This window comes from Streptomyces sp. MNU76 (assembly GCF_020982545.1).
In the GTDB taxonomy this organism is placed as follows: Bacteria; Actinomycetota; Actinomycetes; order Streptomycetales; family Streptomycetaceae; genus Streptomyces.
This window is the reverse complement of the sequence record NZ_JAJKLK010000029.1, coordinates 44,941-62,438: the sequence shown is the minus strand read 5'-3', so window position 1 is coordinate 62,438 and position 17,498 is coordinate 44,941. Positions and strand designations below refer to the sequence as shown.

Below are 17,498 nucleotides of genomic sequence, written 5' to 3'. Positions count from 1 at the left end.
GCGGGGCGGTCGGGCGGGCGCCGCGTCAGGGGTGCGGGACGACGGCCACCGGTGCCCTCGATCGCCGTACGACCGCGTAGGTCACGGGACCGATGTGCGGGGCCAACGGGGTTCGGCGGATGCGGCGGCCCACGACCACCAGGCAGGCGTCGGCGGAGGCGTCCACCAGATGCGCGTCGGCGCGGCCGACCACGGCCTCCTCGCTCACCCGCACGCCGGGGAATTTCTCCCGCCAGGGAGTGAGTACGGCGGACAACCCCTGCTCGTCCTCGGCCCTGGACGGCGCCTGCTCGGCCCCTGTCTCTCCTCTGTCGCCGTACGGCAGCGTGCCGTGTCCGTGGACGACGCGCAGCCCCGTCGCACGCCGTGCCGCCGCTTCGAAGGCGAACGCGACGACCGTGTCGTCGGGCTCGTCGAGGTCCAGCCCCAGCACGACGTCCCGGTAGGCGGTCGTCCCGATTCCGGGGGCGTCGGTCCGGTACTCACCCGCTGCCTCGGCGCGGACGAGGACGACCGGTCGTCCGGCCCGCGCCACCACGGCCGCCGCGACCGAGCCGAGCAGGAACCCGGCGGCCCTGCCCAGCCCCCGTGACCCGAGCACCAGCACCTCGCTGTCCCCGGCCACCGCGACCAGGGCCGACGCGGGGTGCCCGGGGATCCGCTCGGCCTCGATCGGCAGGCCCGGGTGGCGGTGGGCCAGTCGGGTGACCGACTCGCGCAGCAGCGCGGCGGAGCGGTCGGCGCCGGGCGGAGCGACGCGTTCGCCGGCGAAGGGCACGTAGTTGTGCGGGGGAAGGTCGTCGGCGTGCACGACCCGCAGGGGCAGGGAGTACATCCGGGCCTCACGTGCGGCCCAGTCGGCGGCCGCACGGCTCTCCGACGATCCGTCCAGTCCGACGGCGACGAAACGGGACGGTGACATGGGCCGGTCTCCTTGCGTCTGCACGGTCATGCGGCGGGTACGACGACCACCGGACAGTGCGCGTGGCGCAGCAGGACGGGGGCGACCTGCGTGTGGGGCGGGACGACGGCGGACGTCCGGTGGTGCGAGCCGACGACCACCAGACCAGCCTCGCGGGTCGACGCCAGCAACGCCTCCGGCGCACTCGTCCGCACCGTGACGGCTTCCACCGCGACATCGGCGTACCGCTCCCGCAGGGCGGCGAGGGCGAAGCGCGGGACGGCTTCCTCCACTCGCTCGTACGAGGTGGCCGGGTCCCGTCGGGGGCCCTGTGTGCCCACGAGCGGCGGCAGCGCGGGCGTGACGTGGCGGTGGGGCCAGGAGTGCAGGACACGCAGCCGGGCGCCGCGCCGCCGGGCCTCCTCGAAGGCGTAGACGGCGGCCCGCTCGTCCCTGTCGTCCTCCAGGCCGAGCACCACCTCACACCCGCTGTCGCAGGGGTGGTCCCCGCGGACGACGAGCAGGGGGCCGCGCGCACGTCGGGCCAGCCCCAGGCCGACCGACCCGAGGAGCAGGCCGGCGACGCGCCCCATGCCCCGGGAGCCCACGACGGTGAGCGCCGCGTCGGCGCCCTCCCGCGCCAGCGCCCGTACGGCGCCACCCTCGGCCGCGACGGTCCGCACCGGGAGGCCGGGGTGCCGCGCGCGGACGCGTGAGACGGCGGCGGCCAGGATCGGTACCGTCTCGGCGCGGTCCTGAGCGGCGCACACCAGCCGCAGCTCGGCGTCGCGCCGGATCGCTTCCCCCGCCGCCCAGTCCAGGGCCCTGGTGGAGGACAGGGTGCCGTCCACTCCTACGACGACATGGTGGTGGGTCATGGCTCGGCCTCTCTCGACAGGCTGTGACCGGGGGGCACCGGACGGTGGCCCCCACCCACGATGCTCGCCGTGTGCCGCCCGCGGGGGCAGGAGCCGGGTGAACCCGGCGGCGTGCCGAACGTCCCCTGTCCGCAGGGACGTTCGGGCCGTGGCGCGGGGGTCGTGATGTGCGGGGTGCCGCGGGGTGGGCCGACCGGGCCGTGCGGATCCCCGGTAGGGACCGAACGGCCCTACCGCCGATCGCGCAGGTTGGCTTGTCTTTCTCCATGGACGGCAACCACACGAGGTCCTCCCCGTACCGCACGACGCGGGCGGCCGACGGCAGCACGGTCGTGACGCTGCGCGGGGAGCTCGACCTGCTGGCGGTACCGGCCCTCTCGGCGGCCCTGGACGCCCTGACCGCCGTGTCCCGTCCCGACCTGGTGCTGGATCTGCGTTCCGTGTCCTTCGTCGACTGTTCCGGTCTCGGTGTCCTGTGCCGGGCGAAGAGCCGGATCCGGGCCCGGCACGGCCGGCTGCGGCTGGTCACGCGCGCGAGCGCGTTCCGGCGGCTGCTGCGGTGCACGGGGCTGAGCAACGCCTTCGAGGTGCACCCGGACCTGCCCGAGGTGCTCGGCGACGGGGTGCCGGTGCAACGGGCCACGGCCTCACGCGGGTGAGACCGTGGCCCGGCGGCGTCAGGCCCAGTGCCAGTCGGCGATCTCCGGCAGATCGGTCCCGTGCTCGCGGATCCAGGCGTGGTGACGGGTCCGCGCGTCCGCCATCTGCTGGCGTACGGCGGCGGCGCGGACGGCGAGGCCGGGGACGCGGTCGATGACGTCCATGACGAGGCGGTAGCGGTCGAGGTCGTTGCGGACGACCATGTCGAACGGAGTGGTCGTCGTCCCTGACTCCTTGTAGCCGCGGACGTGTGTGTTGCCGTGGCCCGCGCGGCGGTAGGCGAGGCGGTGGATGAGCCACGGATAGCCGTGGTAGGCGAAGATCACCGGCTTGTCCGTGGTGAACAGGCCGTCGTACTCGAAGTCGGTCATGCCGTGCGGGTGCTCCTCACGGGGCAGCAGCCGGGTCATGTCCACGACGTTGACCACCCGCACGGCGAGCTGGGGCAGATGCCGGCGCAGCAGCTGGGCCGCTGCCAGGACCTCCTGGGTGGGCACGTCGCCGGCGCAGGCGAGCACGACGTCCGGTTCGCCGCCGTTCTCGCTGCCCGCCCAGTCCCAGATCCCGGCGCCGCGCGTGCAGTGGGCGCGCGCCTCGTCCATCGACAGCCAGTCGAAGCAGGGCTGTTTGCCGGCCACGATCACGTTGACGTAGTCGCGGCTGCGCAGGGCGTGGTCCGCGACCGACAGCAGCGTGTTGGCGTCCGGCGGCAGATAGACGCGGACGACCTCGGGGCTCTTGTTGAGGACGTGGTCGACGAAGCCGGGGTCCTGGTGGGAGAAGCCGTTGTGGTCCTGCCGCCAGACGTGCGAGGTGAGCAGGTAGTTGAGGGAGGCGATCGGGGCCCGCCAGGGCAACTCCCTCGATGTCCTGAGCCACTTGATGTGCTGGTTGACCATGGAGTCGACGATGTGCACGAACGCCTCGTAGCAGGAGAACAGTCCGTGCCGGCCGGTGAGGAGGTAGCCCTCCAGCCAGCCCTGGCAGAGGTGTTCGGAGAGGATCTCCAGGACCCGGCCGTGCCGGTCGAGGTGTTCGTCGACCGGCAGGTGCTCGGCCTGCCAGGCCTTGCCGCTGGCGTCGAAGACGGCCTGCAGGCGGTTGGAGGCGGTCTCGTCCGGTCCGACGACGCGGAAGTCCCGGCGCAGGCGGGTGTCCTTCATGACCTGGGCCAGGAGGTCGCCGAGGACCCGGGTCGGCTCGTGGAGCGTCGTGCCGGGCTTCTCGACCGGCACGGCGAAGTCGTCCAGGGAGCGGACGGGCAGGTCGCGGACGAGGAGTCCGCCGTTGGCATGCGGGGTGGCGCCCAGCCGCCGGGTGCCGGAGGGGACGCAGGCGAGCACGTCGGCGACCGGGCGGCCGTCGGGGCCGAACAGCTCGTGCGGCCGGTACGAGCGCAGCCAGGCCTCCAGCTGGCGCAGGTGCTCGGGGTTCTCCCGTACGGCGGCGAGCGGGACCTGGTGGGCACGCCAGGTGCCCTCCACGGGCCGGCCGTCGACCTCGGCGGGGCCGGTCCAGCCCTTGGGGGTGCGCAGCACGATCATCGGCCAGTGCACACGTTCGGCGACACCGTCCTCGCGGGCGGTGCGCTGCATCAGGGCGATGCTGTCCAGCGCCTCGTCGAAGGCGTGCGCCAATGCGCGGTGGACGGTGGCCGGGTCGTCGCCGGTGACGTGCAGGGGGGTGTGGCCGTAGCCGCGCAGGAGGGCGTCGAGTTCGGCCTGCGGGAGGCGGGAGAGCACCGTCGGGTTGGCGATCTTGTAGCCGTTGAGGTGCAGGATGGGCAGGACGGCGCCGTCGTGGACCGGGTCGAGGAACTTGTTGGAGTGCCAGGAGGCGGCCAGGGGGCCGGTCTCCGCCTCGCCGTCGCCGATGACACAGGCCACCAGCAGGTCGGGGTTGTCGAAGGCGGCGCCGTAGGCGTGGGCGAGGGAGTAGCCGAGCTCACCGCCCTCGTGGATCGAGCCCGGGACCTCGGGCGCCACGTGGCTCGGCACCCCGCCCGGGAAGGAGAACTGCCGGAAGAGCCGTTCCATGCCGGGCGCGTCGCGGGTGACGTCCGGGTAGGTCTCGCTGTAGCTGCCGTCCAACCAGGAGCCGGCCAGTACGGACGGCCCGCCGTGGCCGGGGCCCCACACGCACAGGGCGTCGAGGTCGCGCGCCTTGATCACCCGGTTGAGGTGGGTGTACACGAGGTTGAGGCCCGGCGAGGTGCCCCAGTGCCCGAGCAGCCGCGGCTTGATGTGCTCCGGGAGCAGCGGTTCGGTCAGCAGGGGGTTGGACATCAGGTAGATCTGTCCGGCCGCGAGGTAGTTGGCGGCCCGCCAGTGGGCGTCCAGGGTGCGCAGCTCGTCGTCGGAAAGTACGGTGACGTTCTGGTGTTCGACCTGGGTCATGGGTGACTCCGGAACTCATCGACGGGGTCGTCGGGCGGTGGAGGACGGCATGGCCGGCAAGAAGGCGACCAAGGTGTCGCGTGCGGCGTACGAGCAGGAACTGCTGCGCCTGCAGACGGAGTTGGTGAAACTCCAGGAGTGGGTGCGGGCCGAGAGCGCCCGGCTGGTCGTGGTCTTCGAGGGGCGGGACGCGGCGGGCAAGGGCGGCACGATCAAGCGGGTCGCCGAGCACCTCAACCCCCGTGTCGCCCGGATCGCCGCGCTCCCCAAGCCGACGGAACGCGAGCGCACCCAATGGTACTTCCAGCGGTACGTCGAGCAGTTGCCGGCCGCCGGGGAGATCGTGCTGTTCGACCGGTCCTGGTACAACCGGGCCGGTGTGGAGCACGTCATGGGCTTCTGCACACAGGAGGAGTATCAGCTTTTTCTCCGTCAATGCCCCATTTTCGAGCGCATGTTGATCGAGGACGGGATCCTGCTGCGCAAGTACTGGTTCTCGGTCAGCGACACCGAGCAGCAGGACCGCTTCCGGCGACGTCTGGAGGACCCGCTGCGGCGCTGGAAGCTGTCGCCGATGGACCTGGAGTCGCTCACCCGCTGGGAGGCGTACTCGCGCGCCAAGGACACGATGATGGTGCACACCGACATCACCGAGGCGCCGTGGTACGTCGTGGAGAGCGACGACAAACGCCGGGCCCGGCTGAACATGATCGCCCATCTGCTGGCGTCCGTGCCGTACCGCGAGGTGCCGCCCCCGGTGCTCGAACTGCCGGAGCGCCCGCCGTCGACCGGCTACGAGCGTCCGCCGCGTGATCTGCAGACCTACGTCCCCGATCACGCGGCGGGTCTCTGAACAGCCGGTCACCCTGCTCACTCCGGCTCGGGCACGATCACGACCGGGCAGGCGGAGTGGTGCAGCACGCCGTGGGTCACCCGGCCCAACTGGAGCCCGAAGTGCCGCTGCCGGCGCCTGGCCCCGATGACGAGCAGGTCGGCGTCGCGGGAGGCGTCCGACAGCACGGTCCGGGCATGGCCCTCGGCGGTACGGCGGCGCAGCCGGACGTCGTCGGGGGCCTTCTCCAGGGCCGCCTCCAACCCCTCCACGGCCCGCTCCTCGTGCGCCCGCGCGGGCTCCCCGGTCAGGAGAGGGTGGTCGGTGCTCTCGTGCGCGGGGCACCGCCAGGCCCGTACGGCCTCGACCTCGGCGCCGCGCCGCCGGGCCTCCTCGAAGGCGAACCGGACCGCCGCCGAGGACGTCGGCCTCTCCCCGACACCGACGACGATCCGGCCGTGCGTGGCGGGCAGGGCCCGGTTGTCGTGGCTGCCGCGTACCACCACCATCGGGCAGTGCGCGTGCGCGGCCACCGTCAGGCTCACCGAACCCAGGAGCGCCTCGGTGAGGCTGCTGCGGCCCCGGGTGCCCGTCACCAGCAGGGAGGCGGTGCGGCTCTCCCGCAGCAGCGTGTACTCGGGCTCCTCGGGCAGCACCTCGGCGGTGATCTTCACCTCCGGACGGCGGAGGCCGGCCCGCTGGGCGGCGCTCTCCACGATCACCTCGGGCCGCTCCCCCTCGGACGCCTCGCCCACGTCCTCGGCCACGTGAGCGCCCTCGTACCGCTCCCACAGCGAGGCGTACACCAGCCGCAGGGGCGCCCCGCGCAGTGCGGCCTCGTCGGCCGCCCAGTCCACGGCCCTGAGGCTCGGCTCGGAGCCGTCCACGCCGACGACGACCGGCAGGTCCCTCGACATCTCGCTCACCGTCCCGTACCCATGTCGAACACGATCCGGGCCTTGACCTGGCCGCGCAGCACCTCGTCGATGGAGTCGTTGACGGAGGCCAGCGGGCGGGTCTCGCAGATGACTCTGGTCCGGCCGGCCGCGTGCAGCTGGAAGACCTCGGCGAGGTCCTGCCGGGTGCCCACGATCGAGCCGATCACACTCGTGCCGTTGAGGACGGTGTCGAAGATCGGGACCTGGACGGTGCCGTGGGCGGGGAGGGCGACCATGACGAGCTTGCCGCCGCGCCTGAGGCCCGTGTTGACGGCGGCGAAGGCCGCGTCGTTCACGGCGAGGGCGATGGCCGCGTGGGCACCACCGTGCCGTTTGAGCACCTCGCCGACGTCCTCCTTGCGGGCGTCGATGAGGATGTCGGCACCGAGTTCGGCGGCGAGTTCCAGCTTCTCGTCGGTGACGTCGATCGCGGCGACGGTCGCTCCGGCGATCTTGGCGTACTGCACGGCGAGGTGGCCGAGTCCGCCGACCCCGGAGATCGCGACCAGCTGCGAGGGTCGTACATCGGCGACCTTGAGCGCCTTGTACGTGGTCACGCCGGCGCAGGTGAGCGGTGCCGCGTCGACGGCGGTGACACCGTCCGGCACCGGCTGGGCGAAGTCGGCCCAGGCCAGCATCTTCTCGGCGTACCCGCCGTCGCAGCCGTAGCCGGTGTTGATCTGCTGCTCGCACAGCGTCTCCCAGCCGGACAGGCAGTGTTCGCACCGCCCGCAGGCCCTGCCGAGCCAGGGCACGGCGACACGCTCGCCCAGGCGGAGGTGGGTGACGCCGTCACCGAGCTTCTCGACCAGGCCGACGCCCTCGTGGCCGGGAACGAACGGCGGGTTCGGCTTGACCGGCCAGTCGCCACGCGCGGCGTGGATGTCGGTGTGGCACAGCCCGGACGCCTCGACACGGATACGGACCTGACCGGGTCCCGGCTCGGGGTCGGGGCGCTCCTCGATGACCAGGGGCTCGCCGAACGCTCGGACGACCGCTGCCTTCATGGGTTCAACTCCTCGGTTGGTGACGTCAGTTGTGCGGGACGACGGCGACGGGGGCGGCGGAGTGGTGCAGGACCGTATGGGTGACGGGGCCGATGTGGGCGCCGAAGGGGTTGCGGCGGACCCGGCGGCCCACGACGACCAGGGAGGCCTCGCGGGACGCGTCGACGAGGTGGTTGCCGGGTGTGCCGTAGTGCGACTCCTCGGTGACCTCGACATTCGGGTGCTTCTCGCGCCACGGGCGCAGGACCTCGGTCAGGGCGGTGGTCTCGCGTCGCGCGAGGGCCCCGTGGAGCTCCAGATCGACGGAGAGGCCGTACGCGTAGTAGGGCGGCGGGTTCCATCCGTGCACGACGCGCAGGGAGGTGTTCCGGCGGGCAGCCGCCGCGAACGCGAACTCGATCAGTTCCTCGTCGGGGCTCTCGAGGTCCAGGCCGAGGACGACGGGCCGGAACGGTGTCGCCGCGGACGGGATGCCGGCCGGGTCCATCTCGTGCTCGTCCGAGGCAAGTTCGGCGGCGCGGACCAGGACCGTCGGCCGTTCGGCGTGCGCCACGACCGCCAGCCCGACCGAGCCGACCATGAATCCGCCGATGCCGCTCAGTCCGCGGGAGCCCAGGACCAGCAGTGCGGCGTCCTTCGCCTCGTCGACCAGCACCTCGGCGGGGCGACCGGAGACGTGCTCGGTGACGACCTCCAGCCCGGGGTGGCGCAGGCGGATGCCCTCGGCCGCCTCGCGGGGGACGCGCTCGGTCCAGTGCTGCTGCGTCTCCGCGCCGAGCAGCGGTGCCTGCGCCATGGGTGCCGGGACGGGCTCCCAGACGTGGACCAGCTTCAGCGGGACGCCGAGCAGCTGGGCCTCACGGGCCGCCCACTCGGCCGCCGAGCGGCTCTCACGGGAGCCGTCGAGGCCGACGGTGACGGTGCGGTTCATGATCTCCACCTTTGGAGTAGGGGTACTGATCGGACGGTCGCGCGAGGGCTTAGGGGTCCCGGTTCGAGTTTCGTCCGCCGGGGCGGTTCCCGGCAGGGGCCGCAGGTCCCTCGGGAGGGCCGACCGGCCCTGCCCGGGGCCGTGGTGGAGCTGCGGGCCCACCGTCGGACCCGCAGCCCCTCCCGCGGTCAACGCAGCCAGGGGCTGCGGCGCACCAGCGGGAGTCCGGCCCAGAACCTGCCCAGGCCCAGGGTGTTGCCGGCGGCCGTGGCGGCGAGCACCACCATGACGACGGCGTAGACGAGGTGGTACTCCGCGAACGGGTTCGTCGACATGCTCGGCGAACCGTCCGACAGGTGCTGCGCGGGCGGCCATTCGGCGATCCACATCAGCGCCATCATCACCGTGCCGGCGAGGGCCGCGAGCCGCAGCGCCACACCGGCGGTGAGGGCGACTCCGATGCCGAGCAGACCGAGCATGAACAGCCAGTCGGCCCAGGCCTCCCCCGCCCAGGAGTGGAAGGTGGACTCCATCGGCCCGACGGCCACGGAGCCGAGAAAGCCCTTGGTCGGCGAGCCACCGTCGATCCAGGCCTTGCCGGACTGGGTGGCGTAGCCGAGGCCGAAGGTCTTGTCGAGGAACGCCCACAGGAAGACGAATCCGGTGAGCAGGCGCAGGGAGCCGAGGGCGTAGGCCGCCACCACGTGCGTGCCGGTCGCCTCCGCGAGGGCGGGCTCGGTCGGCGAGGCGGTCCGGCCCGCGCGGAAGGAGGGCAGGTGGAGGCCCGGCCTCCGGTGAGGGTGCTCGTGCACGGCCATGATGGGCTTCCCTTCGGGAAAGGTGGGGACGCGGTGTGATGACTTCACTCTCGTCGCGTCAGGCCCGCCGCGCCGGATGCCGAAGGTCTGCGGCAGGTGGGCTGAACGTCCCTGTGCACAAGGCCTGTTGGGCACCGGGGCCGGAGCCGGGATCAGTAGGCGCGCACACCGTGCGTCCTGAACCGTTCGCGGACCCGTTCGGTCAGGTCGGCGTCCGGGCGGGGGGTGTCGCGGAGCGGGAACGGCAGCCCGAAGGCCTCGTACTTGGCGGCGCCGAGCTTGTGGAACACGGTGGCGTCACCCTCACGGGCGACGAAGCGGGTCCCGGGACCGTCCACGCCGGTGGACAGGTCCCAGGAGTGGATCCGGCACCGGAGCGAGGGCATCCGGCTCACATCGGCCCGTGGAAGGTGCGGCTGATCACGTCGAGCTGCTGCTCGCGAGTGAGCCGCAGGAAGCCTGCGTCGCCCTCGTACGGCGTGTAGTTGGCCTGGATGAGGTCACGTACGTCGACCTGTTCGCGCCAGTGCGTCCCGGCGAAGTCCCGCCAGGCGTCGCTCGTTCGGCTGCCCACGGTCGTGGTCGTGGTCGCGGTCATCGCCGGTCCTCTCCTCGGTCGGTCGCATCTGCCTGCCCCTCGGATGCTGGTCGCTCGACGCCGGGCGCGGGGAGTGCCGAGGGGCGCGCGCGACCGGGCCGTTGGACCCTCTCCCCGGTGCCGGGCCGCCCGGGGCCCAGCGGCCGGGCGTGCGCTCACTCCGTGGGCAGCCCGGGGCGAATCAGCGTGCCCGAGAGGCCGTGGACGATCTGGTAGGCCGCGTCCAGGGCGCCGATGGCGGCCAGCCCTCCGGTGCGGCTGACGAACCGGGCCGCGGCCTCGGCCTTCGGGCCCATGGAACCGTCGGAGAAGCGGCGCCCGCGCAGTTGGTCGGGGGTGGCGTCGAGGAGGGGACGCTGCTCCGGTGTGCCGTAGCCGTCGTAGACGTAGGGCACGTCCGTGAGGATCAGCAGGAAGTCGGCCTTCAGTTCCTCGGCGAGCAGGGCGGCGGTGAGGTCCTTGTCCACCACCGCCTCGACGCCGGTGAGCGCACCGGTGACACGGTCGGCGGTGACCGGTACGCCACCGCCGCCTCCGCAGATCACCAGCGTGCCGATGGCGAGGAGTTCACGCACCGTGTCGGTCTCCAGGACGCGTTCGGGGCTCGGGGAGGGGACGACGCGCCGTCGGCCGTCGCCGGCCGGCGCCATGTGCCAGCCGTGCTCGCGGGCGAGGCGGCGGGCGACGTCCCGCGGATACACCTGGCCCACCGACTTGGCGGGCCGGTCGAAGGCCGGGTCGTCACGCCGGACGAGGGTGTGGGTCACCAGGGTGGCGATCCGGCGGCGCGGCATGGCGTTGTGCAGGGCGCGGGCCAGCAGGGAGCCGATCATGCCCTGGGTCTGGGCCCCGAGGAGGTACATCGGGTAGGGCGCGCTCAGCGCGGCATCGGACTCGCTCTCCCTCGCGAGCAGCCCGATCTGGGGGCCGTTGCCGTGGGTGACCACGAGTTCGTGTTCGCGGGCCAGAGCGGCGAGGGCGGTGGCGACCCGGTCCACGTTCGCCTGCTGGACGGCCGCGTCGGGGCGATCGCCCCGGTGCAGCAGGGCGTTGCCGCCGAGGGCGACGACCATACGCATTTCTCGGTCCTCCAGGGGGCGAAGAGTACGGTCCTGACGGTATGCGGCCGGTTCTCGGGCCGGTGCGCCTGCCGCAGCGCGACGGCCCGGAGAGGGGGCCGGGGGACCGCCTTGACCGCCCACGGTCGCTGCCCGGTCGCCGTGTCCCCGGACTGCGGGGCTCACCCTCAGTGGTGCAGCCGGCGTCCGCCGGCGGGGGCGGGGTGCGGTCCGCCGGGGTCACGGGCGGGCGATCGGGTGTGCAGTGCGCGGGGCCGCGGGTGGGCGGTCCGGTGTGCGGTGCGCCGGGGTGGGGGACCGCCCGTCCGGGGCCCCGTCCGTGCGGGCGGTGGGCTGCCGGTCCCGCCGGCGCCGCAGCCGCCGCACGTACAGCGCGTCGAGCAGGGCGCTCACCACGAACGTGAGCGTCGCGGACACGGCCAGGAGGACGGCGAACAGCCTCCAGAAGTCGGGAGTCAGTGAGGTACCCACGGTTCTCATCCCCCTCGCTCGGGCAGGTCTTCCCATGTCTCCATGGAACAGCGGGGCCCGGGCCGCCACAGGGTGCCGGAAGGCTCGTCCCCCGTGCCGACCGGCCCGGGTGGAGGACCGGACGGCCCATGGCGGGTGGGGGCGGCGCGGCACAGGCTGGGCATGGCAGTTCCGATAGACCGCCTGGAGGCACGCCATGATCACCACACCCACGCCCAGCATGCTGCGGGCGCTGCCCGCCGAGCACCGGCAGCGGCTGATGCGCGTCGCCCGAGAAGTGGCGTTCCCGCAGGGGACACGGCTGTTCGAGGAGGGGAGCCGTGCCGACCGGTTCTGGATCCTCCGCACGGGCAGCGTCGAACTCGACATGCGGGTGCCGGGCCGCCGGCCGGCCGTCATCGAGTCGCTCCGGCACAACGAACTCGTCGGCTGGTCCTGGCTGTTCCCCCCGCACGTCTGGCACCTGGGCGCCGAGGCGACGACACCGGTGCGGGCGTACGAGTTCGACGCCACGGCCGTGCGCCTCATGTGCCAGGAGGACCCGGACATGGGCCGGGCCGTCGGCCTGTGGGTCGGAGAGGTGCTCGCCCACCGTCTGCAGGCGGCACGGACCCGGCTGCTGGACCTGTACGCCCCCTACGGCGCCGGCAACGTCGGCTGAGGCCGCCGCCGCCCGCCCTCCTCAGCACGGACCTCGAAGGAGAGATCATGCACGGCACACCGCACGTCGTGGGCGACGTCATGACCCGGACGGTCGTGACAGTCGGTCGTGGGACGGTCTTCAAGGAGATCGTCCGGCTGATGCGGGACAGGCGGATCAGTGCCGTGCCCGTGGTCGAGGCAGGGGGCCGGGTGGTCGGTGTCGTCTCCGAGGCGGACCTGCTGCCCAAGGAGGAGTTCCGCGACAGCGACCCCGACCGGTACACCCAGCTGCGACGACTGGCGGATCTCGCGAAGGCCGGTGCGGTGACCGCCGAGGAGCTGATGACCTCCCCCGCCCTCACGGTCGGGTCGGGGGAGACGCTCGCCCAGGCTGCCCGCACGATGGCCCGGGCCAGGGTCAAGCGGCTTCCGGTGGTCGACGCGGGCGGAGTGCTGGTGGGTGTCGTCAGCCGCGCGGATCTGCTGAAGGTGTTCCTGCGCACTGACGAGGAGATCGCCGAGGAGGTCCGCCGTGAGGTCGTCGCCTACCTCTTCCCCGCCCCGGACTCCGCGGTCCGGGTGGACGTGCGGGACGGAGTCGTACGACTGGGCGGCCGGGTCCGGGACACCTCGTTGGTACCGGTGGCGGCCCGGCTCGTCCGTGCCGTGGAGGGTGTGGTGTCCGTCGACTTCGACCTGACACCTCCCGGGGCGTCGGCGCAGTCACAGGAGGCGGCCGCGCCCCGATGAGGTCGCCGTCGGGCGCTTGCGGCCGACGGCGAGTGGCCGGCTGGGAGATCGGCGGCGAGCTGCCCGACCGTCTCCCGGTCGTCCTGGAGTGCGTCGCGCTCGCCCGCCCCCGGCCGGGGCGATGCCCGCTGGGGCAGCACCGGCGCGGGCTGGATGCCTGGCCGTTCGCCCGGCTGGTCCACGTCTGGAGCGCACCGGTCGGCCACCTCGTCCGCCCGTACCTCGTGTACCGCGGTCACGCCACCGCGTTCAGCAGGTCGGCCAGTACGTCGGGCCGTTCCAGGGCGATGAAGTGGCCGGCCTCCGGTACCTCGGTGAAGTCGGCGCCCGGCAGCAGTCGCCGGTCGGCCTCCCGGTCCGAGGGCCGGGACCAGTCCTTCTCGCCGTAGACGAGGTGGACGGGGGCCTTGACCTCGGCATAGCGCGCGCGGGCGGCGATGAGGCTGGGCAGGGCCTGGTACACGCCCCGGGCGACGGCCGGGTAACCGGGGCGGCCCCCGACCCGGAGGAGTTCGTCGACGTAGTCCTCCCGCAGTGCGCTCCTGTCGCCGAGGCCGCCCCGGAGGATCTTGCTGAGGGCGGCCCTGGGCTCCACCCCGGCGATCAGAGGGCCCACTCCCGGCGCGAGGACACCGCCGACCACCACGCGGGCGAGGAGGCTCGACCTGGCGATGCCGCCGCGGAAGTCGTAGGTGTTGACCGCGACGACGCGCCGTACCCGCTCCGGGAGATCGGCCGCGGTGGTCAGGGCGAGCACGGCCCCCATGGACTCTCCGACCAACGTCACGTCCTGGAGGTCGAGTTCGGTCAGGAGCCGCTCGACGCCCGCGCGCATCGCCGGCTCGTCGTACGACGCGCCGGGCACGATCTCGGAGTAGCCCATCCCGGGCAGGTCCAGGGCGTACACGGTGTACCGGTCCACGATCGACGGGATGAGGTGCCGGAAGTGCTCGGCCTGGGTGCGCACGGTGTGCAGCAGGACCAGAGGGGCCCCGGAGCCCGCCTTCAGGTAGCGCAGTGTCCCCTCGCGGCCCCGGAGTTCCGCTCGCGGGGCGATGGTGTGGCTCGTGGTCCCGGGGACGTGGATCGTGGGACCTGGCTCCCGTACGGGCATCTCGCCGTCTCCTCTCCTACTCGGCCAGCTGGGCGTACTGCCCGGCCAGGTCACCGGACAGGCCCGCCTTGACCTGCCGCGAGATGTCGTCGGCGAGCACCTCGTACGCGCCCGCCTCGACCCCGTCGAGGGCCAGTGCCGCGACGTCACGGGGGTCGGACTTGGGCGCGTCGACGCGGGCCGCCAGGTCGGTGTCCACGTACCCCACGTGCAGTCCGGTGACGGCGATGCCGCGCGGCTGGAGCTCCAGGCGCAGGGAGTTGGTCTGCGACCACAGGGCGGCCTTGGAGGCGCTGTACGAGCCGCCGAGAGCCAGCCAGGAGAGCACGGAGTGGACGTTGAGGAGGTGGCCGCCTCCGTTGCGCTCGATGACGGGTGCGAAGGCCCGGGTGAGGAGGAGCGGGCCGTAGAAATTGGTCTCGAACTCCCGGCGCACGTCGTCGACCGGGGAGTCGAGGAAGGACGCGCCGACCGAGGCTCCGGCGTTGTTGATCAGCACGGTGACGTCCTCCGCCCGTGCGGCGGCGGCCGCCACGGAGGCGGGGTCGGTGACCTCCAGCGCCACGGGGACCGCGTCGGGATGCGTCACGGTGCGCGGGTCGCGGGCCGTGGCGTAGACCTTGCCGGCGCCGCGCGCGTACAGCTCCTCCACCAGCGCCCTGCCTATGCCGCGGCTGCCGCCGGTGACGAAGACGTGTGCGCCCTTCAATGCGGTCATGACTACCTCCGGAGAATGGGAAACCGATCGGTTTCCCTCATCGTAAACCGATCGGTTTCCAGGCGCAAGGCCGGGGGTGCCGATCCGCCACAGAGGCACGGGGCATGGGGGTGCGGGGCACGAGGGGCACGATGGGCGCGAGGGCACGGGACCCGCTGGAAACCGATCAGTTTTCTTTCGGCGTGGAGCGCGTTAGCCTCGCGGTATGACCACCGAGGCGAAGCCAAGTCCCCGGGAGCGGCTGCTCAGCGCGGCGGCCACCCTCACCTACCGAGAGGGCGTCGGCATCGGCGTCGAGGCCCTGTGCAGGGCGGCGGGGGTGTCGAAGCGCTCCATGTACCAGCTGTTCGAGAGCAAGGACGAACTTCTGGCGGCGAGCCTGGAGCAGCGCACCGCCCGCTACGTGGCGGCACTCCTGCCCGCGACGGAGGACGACCGGCCTCCCCGGGAACGGATCCTGCACGTCTTCCGGCAGATGGAAGCGCAGTCGGGAACGCCCGAGTTCCACGGCTGCCCCTACCTGGCCGCCCAGATCGAGCTCAAGGACCGGAACCATCCCGCCAGCCGTGTCGCCCGGCAGGTCAAGCAGAACCTGACCGGCTTCTTCCGCGCCGAGGCCGAGCGGGGCGGGGCGAACGCCCCCGACCTGCTGGCCCGGCAGCTCAGCCTGTTCTTCGACGGCGCCGCAGCCCGCGCGGGCATCGGAGCGGACACCCTCACGGGCCTCGTCGAGCCGACGGTGACCACGCTGCTCGACGCGGCGGGCATGCGCTGACCGCGTCACCTCCGGGTCTCCCGCGAGACCGGACCCCGGGGGTCGACAGGGCTGTCGGTCGCGCCAACTATGCTCCCGCCCATGAACGAGGACGACAGAGGCCCCGTCAGACGAGTCGTCGACGGGCGCTTCGAGTTGGAGACCCGCCTCGGCGGGGGCGGGATGGGGACGGTCTGGCGGGCCCGGGACCTGGTGCTGCACCGGCTCGTGGCGGTCAAGGAGGTCCGCCCGCCCGACCGGGACCTCGCCGAGTACGACCCGGACGGCGCGCGGACGCTACGGGAACGGGTGCTGCGGGAGGCCAGGGCACTGGCCCGTATCGACCATCCGAACGTCGTCACCATCCACCACATCGTCGACGGCGGCGACGGCACCTACCCGTGGATCGTGATGGAACTGGTCAGCGGCGGCTCGCTGGCCGACCGGCTGGCCCAGGGCCCGATGCCGCCGGCCGAGGCCGCGCGGATCGGCCGTCAGGTCCTGGGCGCGCTGACCGCCGCGCACGACGCCGGGATCCAGCACCGTGACGTCAAGCCCGCCAACGTCCTGCTGCGCCCCGACGGGCGCCCCGTCCTGACCGACTTCGGTATCGCCGCGATCCGCGAGACGAGCGGCCTCACCGCCACCGGCTCCGTCATCGGCACGCCCGACTTCATGGCACCGGAACGCATATCGGGGCACGAGGGCGGGGCCGCCTCCGACCTGTGGTCGCTGGCGATGATGCTGTACGCCGCCGTGGAGGGACACCACCCGCTGCGCCGGGGCTCCACCCTGGCCACGCTCGCTGCGGTCCTCAACGACGACGTGGCACCCCCGGTGCGCGCCGGCGCGCTGGGCGACGTCCTGATGAGCGTGCTCGTGCGCGATCCGGCGGCGCGGCCGTCCGCGGCCGTACTGGACGCGCGACTCGCCGAGGTCGAGTCGGGGACGGCCCCCGCGCCCGCCACCCCGCCCGTCTGGGACGAACCGACGTCGTATCCGCTGAATCCGCCGACTCCCGGCACCGGGGTCGGGCCGGGCGCTTCCGGCACCACACGGGTCACCTCCGCGGGCTTCGGTCCGCCGCCCGCCCAGTCACCCCCAATCCAGTCACCACCCGTCCACACACCACTCGTTCAGTCACCGCCCCACCACTCGCCGCCCGTTCAGTCACCACTGGGCCACGCGCCGCTGGTCCAGTCGCTGCCGGGCGCGGGGCCGTACCAGCCGACGACCGCGCCCGTGAAGGAGGTACGGCGACAGGGGCCTCGTCTCGCGGTCCTGCTGAGCCTGTCGGGAGTGTCGCTCGCCGGTGTCCTGGTCCTGCTGTGGTGGCTGCTGCCCCTGGACGACGCCCGCGACACGAACGCGAAGGCCGCGCCGACCACCTCCACCTCGGACTCGAAGTCGAGATCGAAGTCGTCCGCCTCACCGTCCGACGACGCGTCACCGACCGAGGACGACCAGGACACCCAGCAGTCGGGCGACGTGGCAGCCGGCGGCATGCTGACCCCCGACGGCATCCGCACGGCGATCAAGGCGTTCGAGAAGGAGACCGGCCGCGACAGGTACGGGGACTTCTCCGTCTACCCGGACTACGTGTCGGCCCAGCTCATGGTCGAGGACAGTGACACGAAGTACGACTCCTACACCTACCGCCCGGGGCGGGGCGTGGAGAAGGGCATCATCAAGGGCACGCTCGCCGGTGGCGAACAGCCCGTCAACCTCGACGACTTCAACTGGGACAAGGTTCCCGTCCTGTTGAAGGAGGCGGAGAAGAAGCTCAACGTTCCCGATCCGGAGAATCGTTATCTGCTGGTCAGGCAGCCCAACGACATCTTCGACACCCCGGCCGGAATGGCCGTGTACCTGAGCGACGAGTACAACCAGTCCGGCTACCTGGAGGCCGACACCGACGGCAAGGTGACCCGGGTGCACCCCGCGGCGGACTGACACGGCTCCCGGGGGCGTGGGGGTCTCCCACGCCCCCGGGAGCCGTGCTTCCGGCGGG

The 17,498-nt window shown here is 72.8% G+C and carries 19 protein-coding genes and 1 pseudogene; 7 read left to right on the top strand and 13 right to left on the bottom strand.

Annotated elements, in window-relative coordinates; all coding sequences use genetic code 11:
• Positions 1–25: 25 nt before the first annotated feature.
• Positions 26–922 (bottom strand): universal stress protein, encoded by an 897-nt coding sequence (locus E4N62_RS42565; protein ID WP_230223484.1) that lies wholly within the window; start codon positions 920–922, stop codon positions 26–28.
• Between the two features lie 26 nt (positions 923–948).
• Positions 949–1,779, bottom strand: a complete 831-nt coding sequence (locus tag E4N62_RS42560; protein ID WP_230223483.1) for a universal stress protein — start codon at positions 1,777–1,779, stop codon at positions 949–951.
• A 266-nt stretch (positions 1,780–2,045) separates the two neighbouring features.
• Between E4N62_RS42560 and E4N62_RS42555 the strand changes: the two genes are divergently transcribed.
• On the top strand, positions 2,046–2,438 hold the full coding sequence (locus E4N62_RS42555) for an STAS domain-containing protein (RefSeq protein WP_230223481.1): 393 nt from the start codon (positions 2,046–2,048) through the stop codon (positions 2,436–2,438).
• Positions 2,439–2,456: 18 nt separating this feature from the next.
• Here E4N62_RS42555 and E4N62_RS42550 read toward each other — a convergent pair whose 3' ends face one another.
• Complete coding sequence (locus tag E4N62_RS42550) at positions 2,457–4,835, bottom strand: phosphoketolase (RefSeq protein WP_230223479.1); 2,379 nt, start codon at positions 4,833–4,835, stop codon at positions 2,457–2,459.
• Positions 4,836–4,884: 49 nt separating this feature from the next.
• Here E4N62_RS42550 and ppk2 point away from each other — a divergent pair, with 49 nt between their 5' ends.
• Positions 4,885–5,688: a polyphosphate kinase 2 gene (gene ppk2 / locus E4N62_RS42545; protein ID WP_230223477.1), complete on the top strand. Its 804-nt coding sequence runs from the start codon at positions 4,885–4,887 to the stop codon at positions 5,686–5,688.
• 17 nt (positions 5,689–5,705) lie between these two features.
• On the opposite strand, the gene E4N62_RS42540 is transcribed toward ppk2, so the two are convergent.
• The 8 genes from E4N62_RS42540 to E4N62_RS42505 all read right to left on the bottom strand — a co-directional run bounded on the left by E4N62_RS42540 (position 5,706) and on the right by E4N62_RS42505 (position 11,509).
• Positions 5,706–6,584 carry a universal stress protein gene (locus E4N62_RS42540; RefSeq protein ID WP_230223476.1) on the bottom strand — a complete coding sequence of 293 codons (879 nt, stop codon included), beginning with the start codon at positions 6,582–6,584 and terminating at the stop codon, positions 5,706–5,708.
• Between the two features lie 5 nt (positions 6,585–6,589).
• Positions 6,590–7,612, bottom strand: a complete 1,023-nt coding sequence (gene adhP, locus E4N62_RS42535) for an alcohol dehydrogenase AdhP (RefSeq protein ID WP_230223475.1) — start codon at positions 7,610–7,612, stop codon at positions 6,590–6,592.
• A 25-nt stretch (positions 7,613–7,637) separates the two neighbouring features.
• Positions 7,638–8,543, bottom strand: coding sequence for a universal stress protein (locus E4N62_RS42530; protein WP_230223474.1), 906 nt, complete (start codon positions 8,541–8,543; stop codon positions 7,638–7,640).
• A 188-nt stretch (positions 8,544–8,731) separates the two neighbouring features.
• Positions 8,732–9,361, bottom strand: a complete 630-nt coding sequence (locus E4N62_RS42525; protein WP_230223473.1) for a DoxX family membrane protein — start codon at positions 9,359–9,361, stop codon at positions 8,732–8,734.
• A 152-nt stretch (positions 9,362–9,513) separates the two neighbouring features.
• Complete coding sequence (locus E4N62_RS49950; RefSeq protein WP_374117224.1) at positions 9,514–9,747, bottom strand: hypothetical protein; 234 nt, start codon at positions 9,745–9,747, stop codon at positions 9,514–9,516.
• Between the two features lie 5 nt (positions 9,748–9,752).
• Positions 9,753–9,959 (bottom strand): hypothetical protein, encoded by a 207-nt coding sequence (locus tag E4N62_RS42515; RefSeq protein ID WP_230223774.1) that lies wholly within the window; start codon positions 9,957–9,959, stop codon positions 9,753–9,755.
• A 155-nt stretch (positions 9,960–10,114) separates the two neighbouring features.
• Positions 10,115–11,038 carry a carbamate kinase gene (locus tag E4N62_RS42510; protein WP_230223472.1) on the bottom strand — a complete coding sequence of 308 codons (924 nt, stop codon included), beginning with the start codon at positions 11,036–11,038 and terminating at the stop codon, positions 10,115–10,117.
• Between the two features lie 219 nt (positions 11,039–11,257).
• Positions 11,258–11,509: a hypothetical protein gene (locus tag E4N62_RS42505; protein ID WP_230223471.1), complete on the bottom strand. Its 252-nt coding sequence runs from the start codon at positions 11,507–11,509 to the stop codon at positions 11,258–11,260.
• 196 nt (positions 11,510–11,705) lie between these two features.
• Between E4N62_RS42505 and E4N62_RS42500 the strand changes: the two genes are divergently transcribed.
• The 3 genes and pseudogenes from E4N62_RS42500 to E4N62_RS49945 all read left to right on the top strand — a co-directional run.
• Entirely contained in the window at positions 11,706–12,170 is a 465-nt protein-coding gene (locus E4N62_RS42500; protein WP_230223470.1) for a cyclic nucleotide-binding domain-containing protein, read from the top strand.
• Positions 12,171–12,217: 47 nt separating this feature from the next.
• The gene (locus E4N62_RS42495) at positions 12,218–12,901 is read left to right on the top strand and encodes a CBS domain-containing protein (protein ID WP_230223469.1); all 684 of its coding nucleotides are present in this window, start codon (positions 12,218–12,220) and stop codon (positions 12,899–12,901) included.
• Between the two features lie 104 nt (positions 12,902–13,005).
• Positions 13,006–13,146 (top strand): annotated as a pseudogene (locus tag E4N62_RS49945) (respiratory nitrate reductase subunit gamma); the annotation flags it as partial.
• Here E4N62_RS49945 and E4N62_RS42480 read toward each other — a convergent pair.
• Together E4N62_RS42480 and E4N62_RS42475 are read right to left on the bottom strand one after the other, a co-directional pair.
• Positions 13,137–14,015, bottom strand: coding sequence for an alpha/beta fold hydrolase (locus E4N62_RS42480; RefSeq protein WP_230223468.1), 879 nt, complete (start codon positions 14,013–14,015; stop codon positions 13,137–13,139). The pseudogene E4N62_RS49945 and the gene E4N62_RS42480 sit on opposite strands and share 10 nt — an antisense overlap.
• A gap of 16 nt (positions 14,016–14,031) precedes the next feature.
• Entirely contained in the window at positions 14,032–14,733 is a 702-nt protein-coding gene (locus E4N62_RS42475; protein ID WP_230223467.1) for an SDR family oxidoreductase, read from the bottom strand.
• 205 nt (positions 14,734–14,938) lie between these two features.
• Between E4N62_RS42475 and E4N62_RS42470 the strand changes: the two genes are divergently transcribed.
• Together E4N62_RS42470 and E4N62_RS42465 are read left to right on the top strand one after the other, a co-directional pair.
• Entirely contained in the window at positions 14,939–15,508 is a 570-nt protein-coding gene (locus tag E4N62_RS42470; protein ID WP_230223466.1) for a TetR/AcrR family transcriptional regulator, read from the top strand.
• An 81-nt stretch (positions 15,509–15,589) separates the two neighbouring features.
• Positions 15,590–17,440, top strand: a complete 1,851-nt coding sequence (locus E4N62_RS42465) for a serine/threonine-protein kinase (protein WP_230223465.1) — start codon at positions 15,590–15,592, stop codon at positions 17,438–17,440.
• The last annotated feature ends 58 nt before the right edge of the window (positions 17,441–17,498 follow it).

Coding starts and splice junctions, on each gene's coding strand:
- E4N62_RS42510 (WP_230223472.1), bottom strand. CDS start 11,038: ATGCGTATGGTCGTCGCCCTCGGCGGCAACGCCCTGCTGCACCGGGGC.
- E4N62_RS42480 (WP_230223468.1), bottom strand. CDS start 14,015: ATGCCCGTACGGGAGCCAGGTCCCACGATCCACGTCCCCGGGACCACG.
- E4N62_RS42540 (WP_230223476.1), bottom strand. CDS start 6,584: ATGTCGAGGGACCTGCCGGTCGTCGTCGGCGTGGACGGCTCCGAGCCG.
- E4N62_RS42475 (WP_230223467.1), bottom strand. CDS start 14,733: ATGACCGCATTGAAGGGCGCACACGTCTTCGTCACCGGCGGCAGCCGC.
- E4N62_RS42565 (WP_230223484.1), bottom strand. CDS start 922: ATGTCACCGTCCCGTTTCGTCGCCGTCGGACTGGACGGATCGTCGGAG.
- ppk2 (WP_230223477.1), top strand. CDS start 4,885: ATGGCCGGCAAGAAGGCGACCAAGGTGTCGCGTGCGGCGTACGAGCAG.
- E4N62_RS42530 (WP_230223474.1), bottom strand. CDS start 8,543: ATGAACCGCACCGTCACCGTCGGCCTCGACGGCTCCCGTGAGAGCCGC.
- E4N62_RS42495 (WP_230223469.1), top strand. CDS start 12,218: ATGCACGGCACACCGCACGTCGTGGGCGACGTCATGACCCGGACGGTC.
- E4N62_RS42515 (WP_230223774.1), bottom strand. CDS start 9,959: ATGACCGCGACCACGACCACGACCGTGGGCAGCCGAACGAGCGACGCC.
- E4N62_RS42500 (WP_230223470.1), top strand. CDS start 11,706: ATGATCACCACACCCACGCCCAGCATGCTGCGGGCGCTGCCCGCCGAG.
- E4N62_RS42465 (WP_230223465.1), top strand. CDS start 15,590: ATGAACGAGGACGACAGAGGCCCCGTCAGACGAGTCGTCGACGGGCGC.
- E4N62_RS42550 (WP_230223479.1), bottom strand. CDS start 4,835: ATGACCCAGGTCGAACACCAGAACGTCACCGTACTTTCCGACGACGAG.
- adhP (WP_230223475.1), bottom strand. CDS start 7,612: ATGAAGGCAGCGGTCGTCCGAGCGTTCGGCGAGCCCCTGGTCATCGAG.
- E4N62_RS49950 (WP_374117224.1), bottom strand. CDS start 9,747: ATGCCCTCGCTCCGGTGCCGGATCCACTCCTGGGACCTGTCCACCGGC.
- E4N62_RS42470 (WP_230223466.1), top strand. CDS start 14,939: ATGACCACCGAGGCGAAGCCAAGTCCCCGGGAGCGGCTGCTCAGCGCG.
- E4N62_RS42560 (WP_230223483.1), bottom strand. CDS start 1,779: ATGACCCACCACCATGTCGTCGTAGGAGTGGACGGCACCCTGTCCTCC.
- E4N62_RS42525 (WP_230223473.1), bottom strand. CDS start 9,361: ATGGCCGTGCACGAGCACCCTCACCGGAGGCCGGGCCTCCACCTGCCC.
- E4N62_RS42555 (WP_230223481.1), top strand. CDS start 2,046: ATGGACGGCAACCACACGAGGTCCTCCCCGTACCGCACGACGCGGGCG.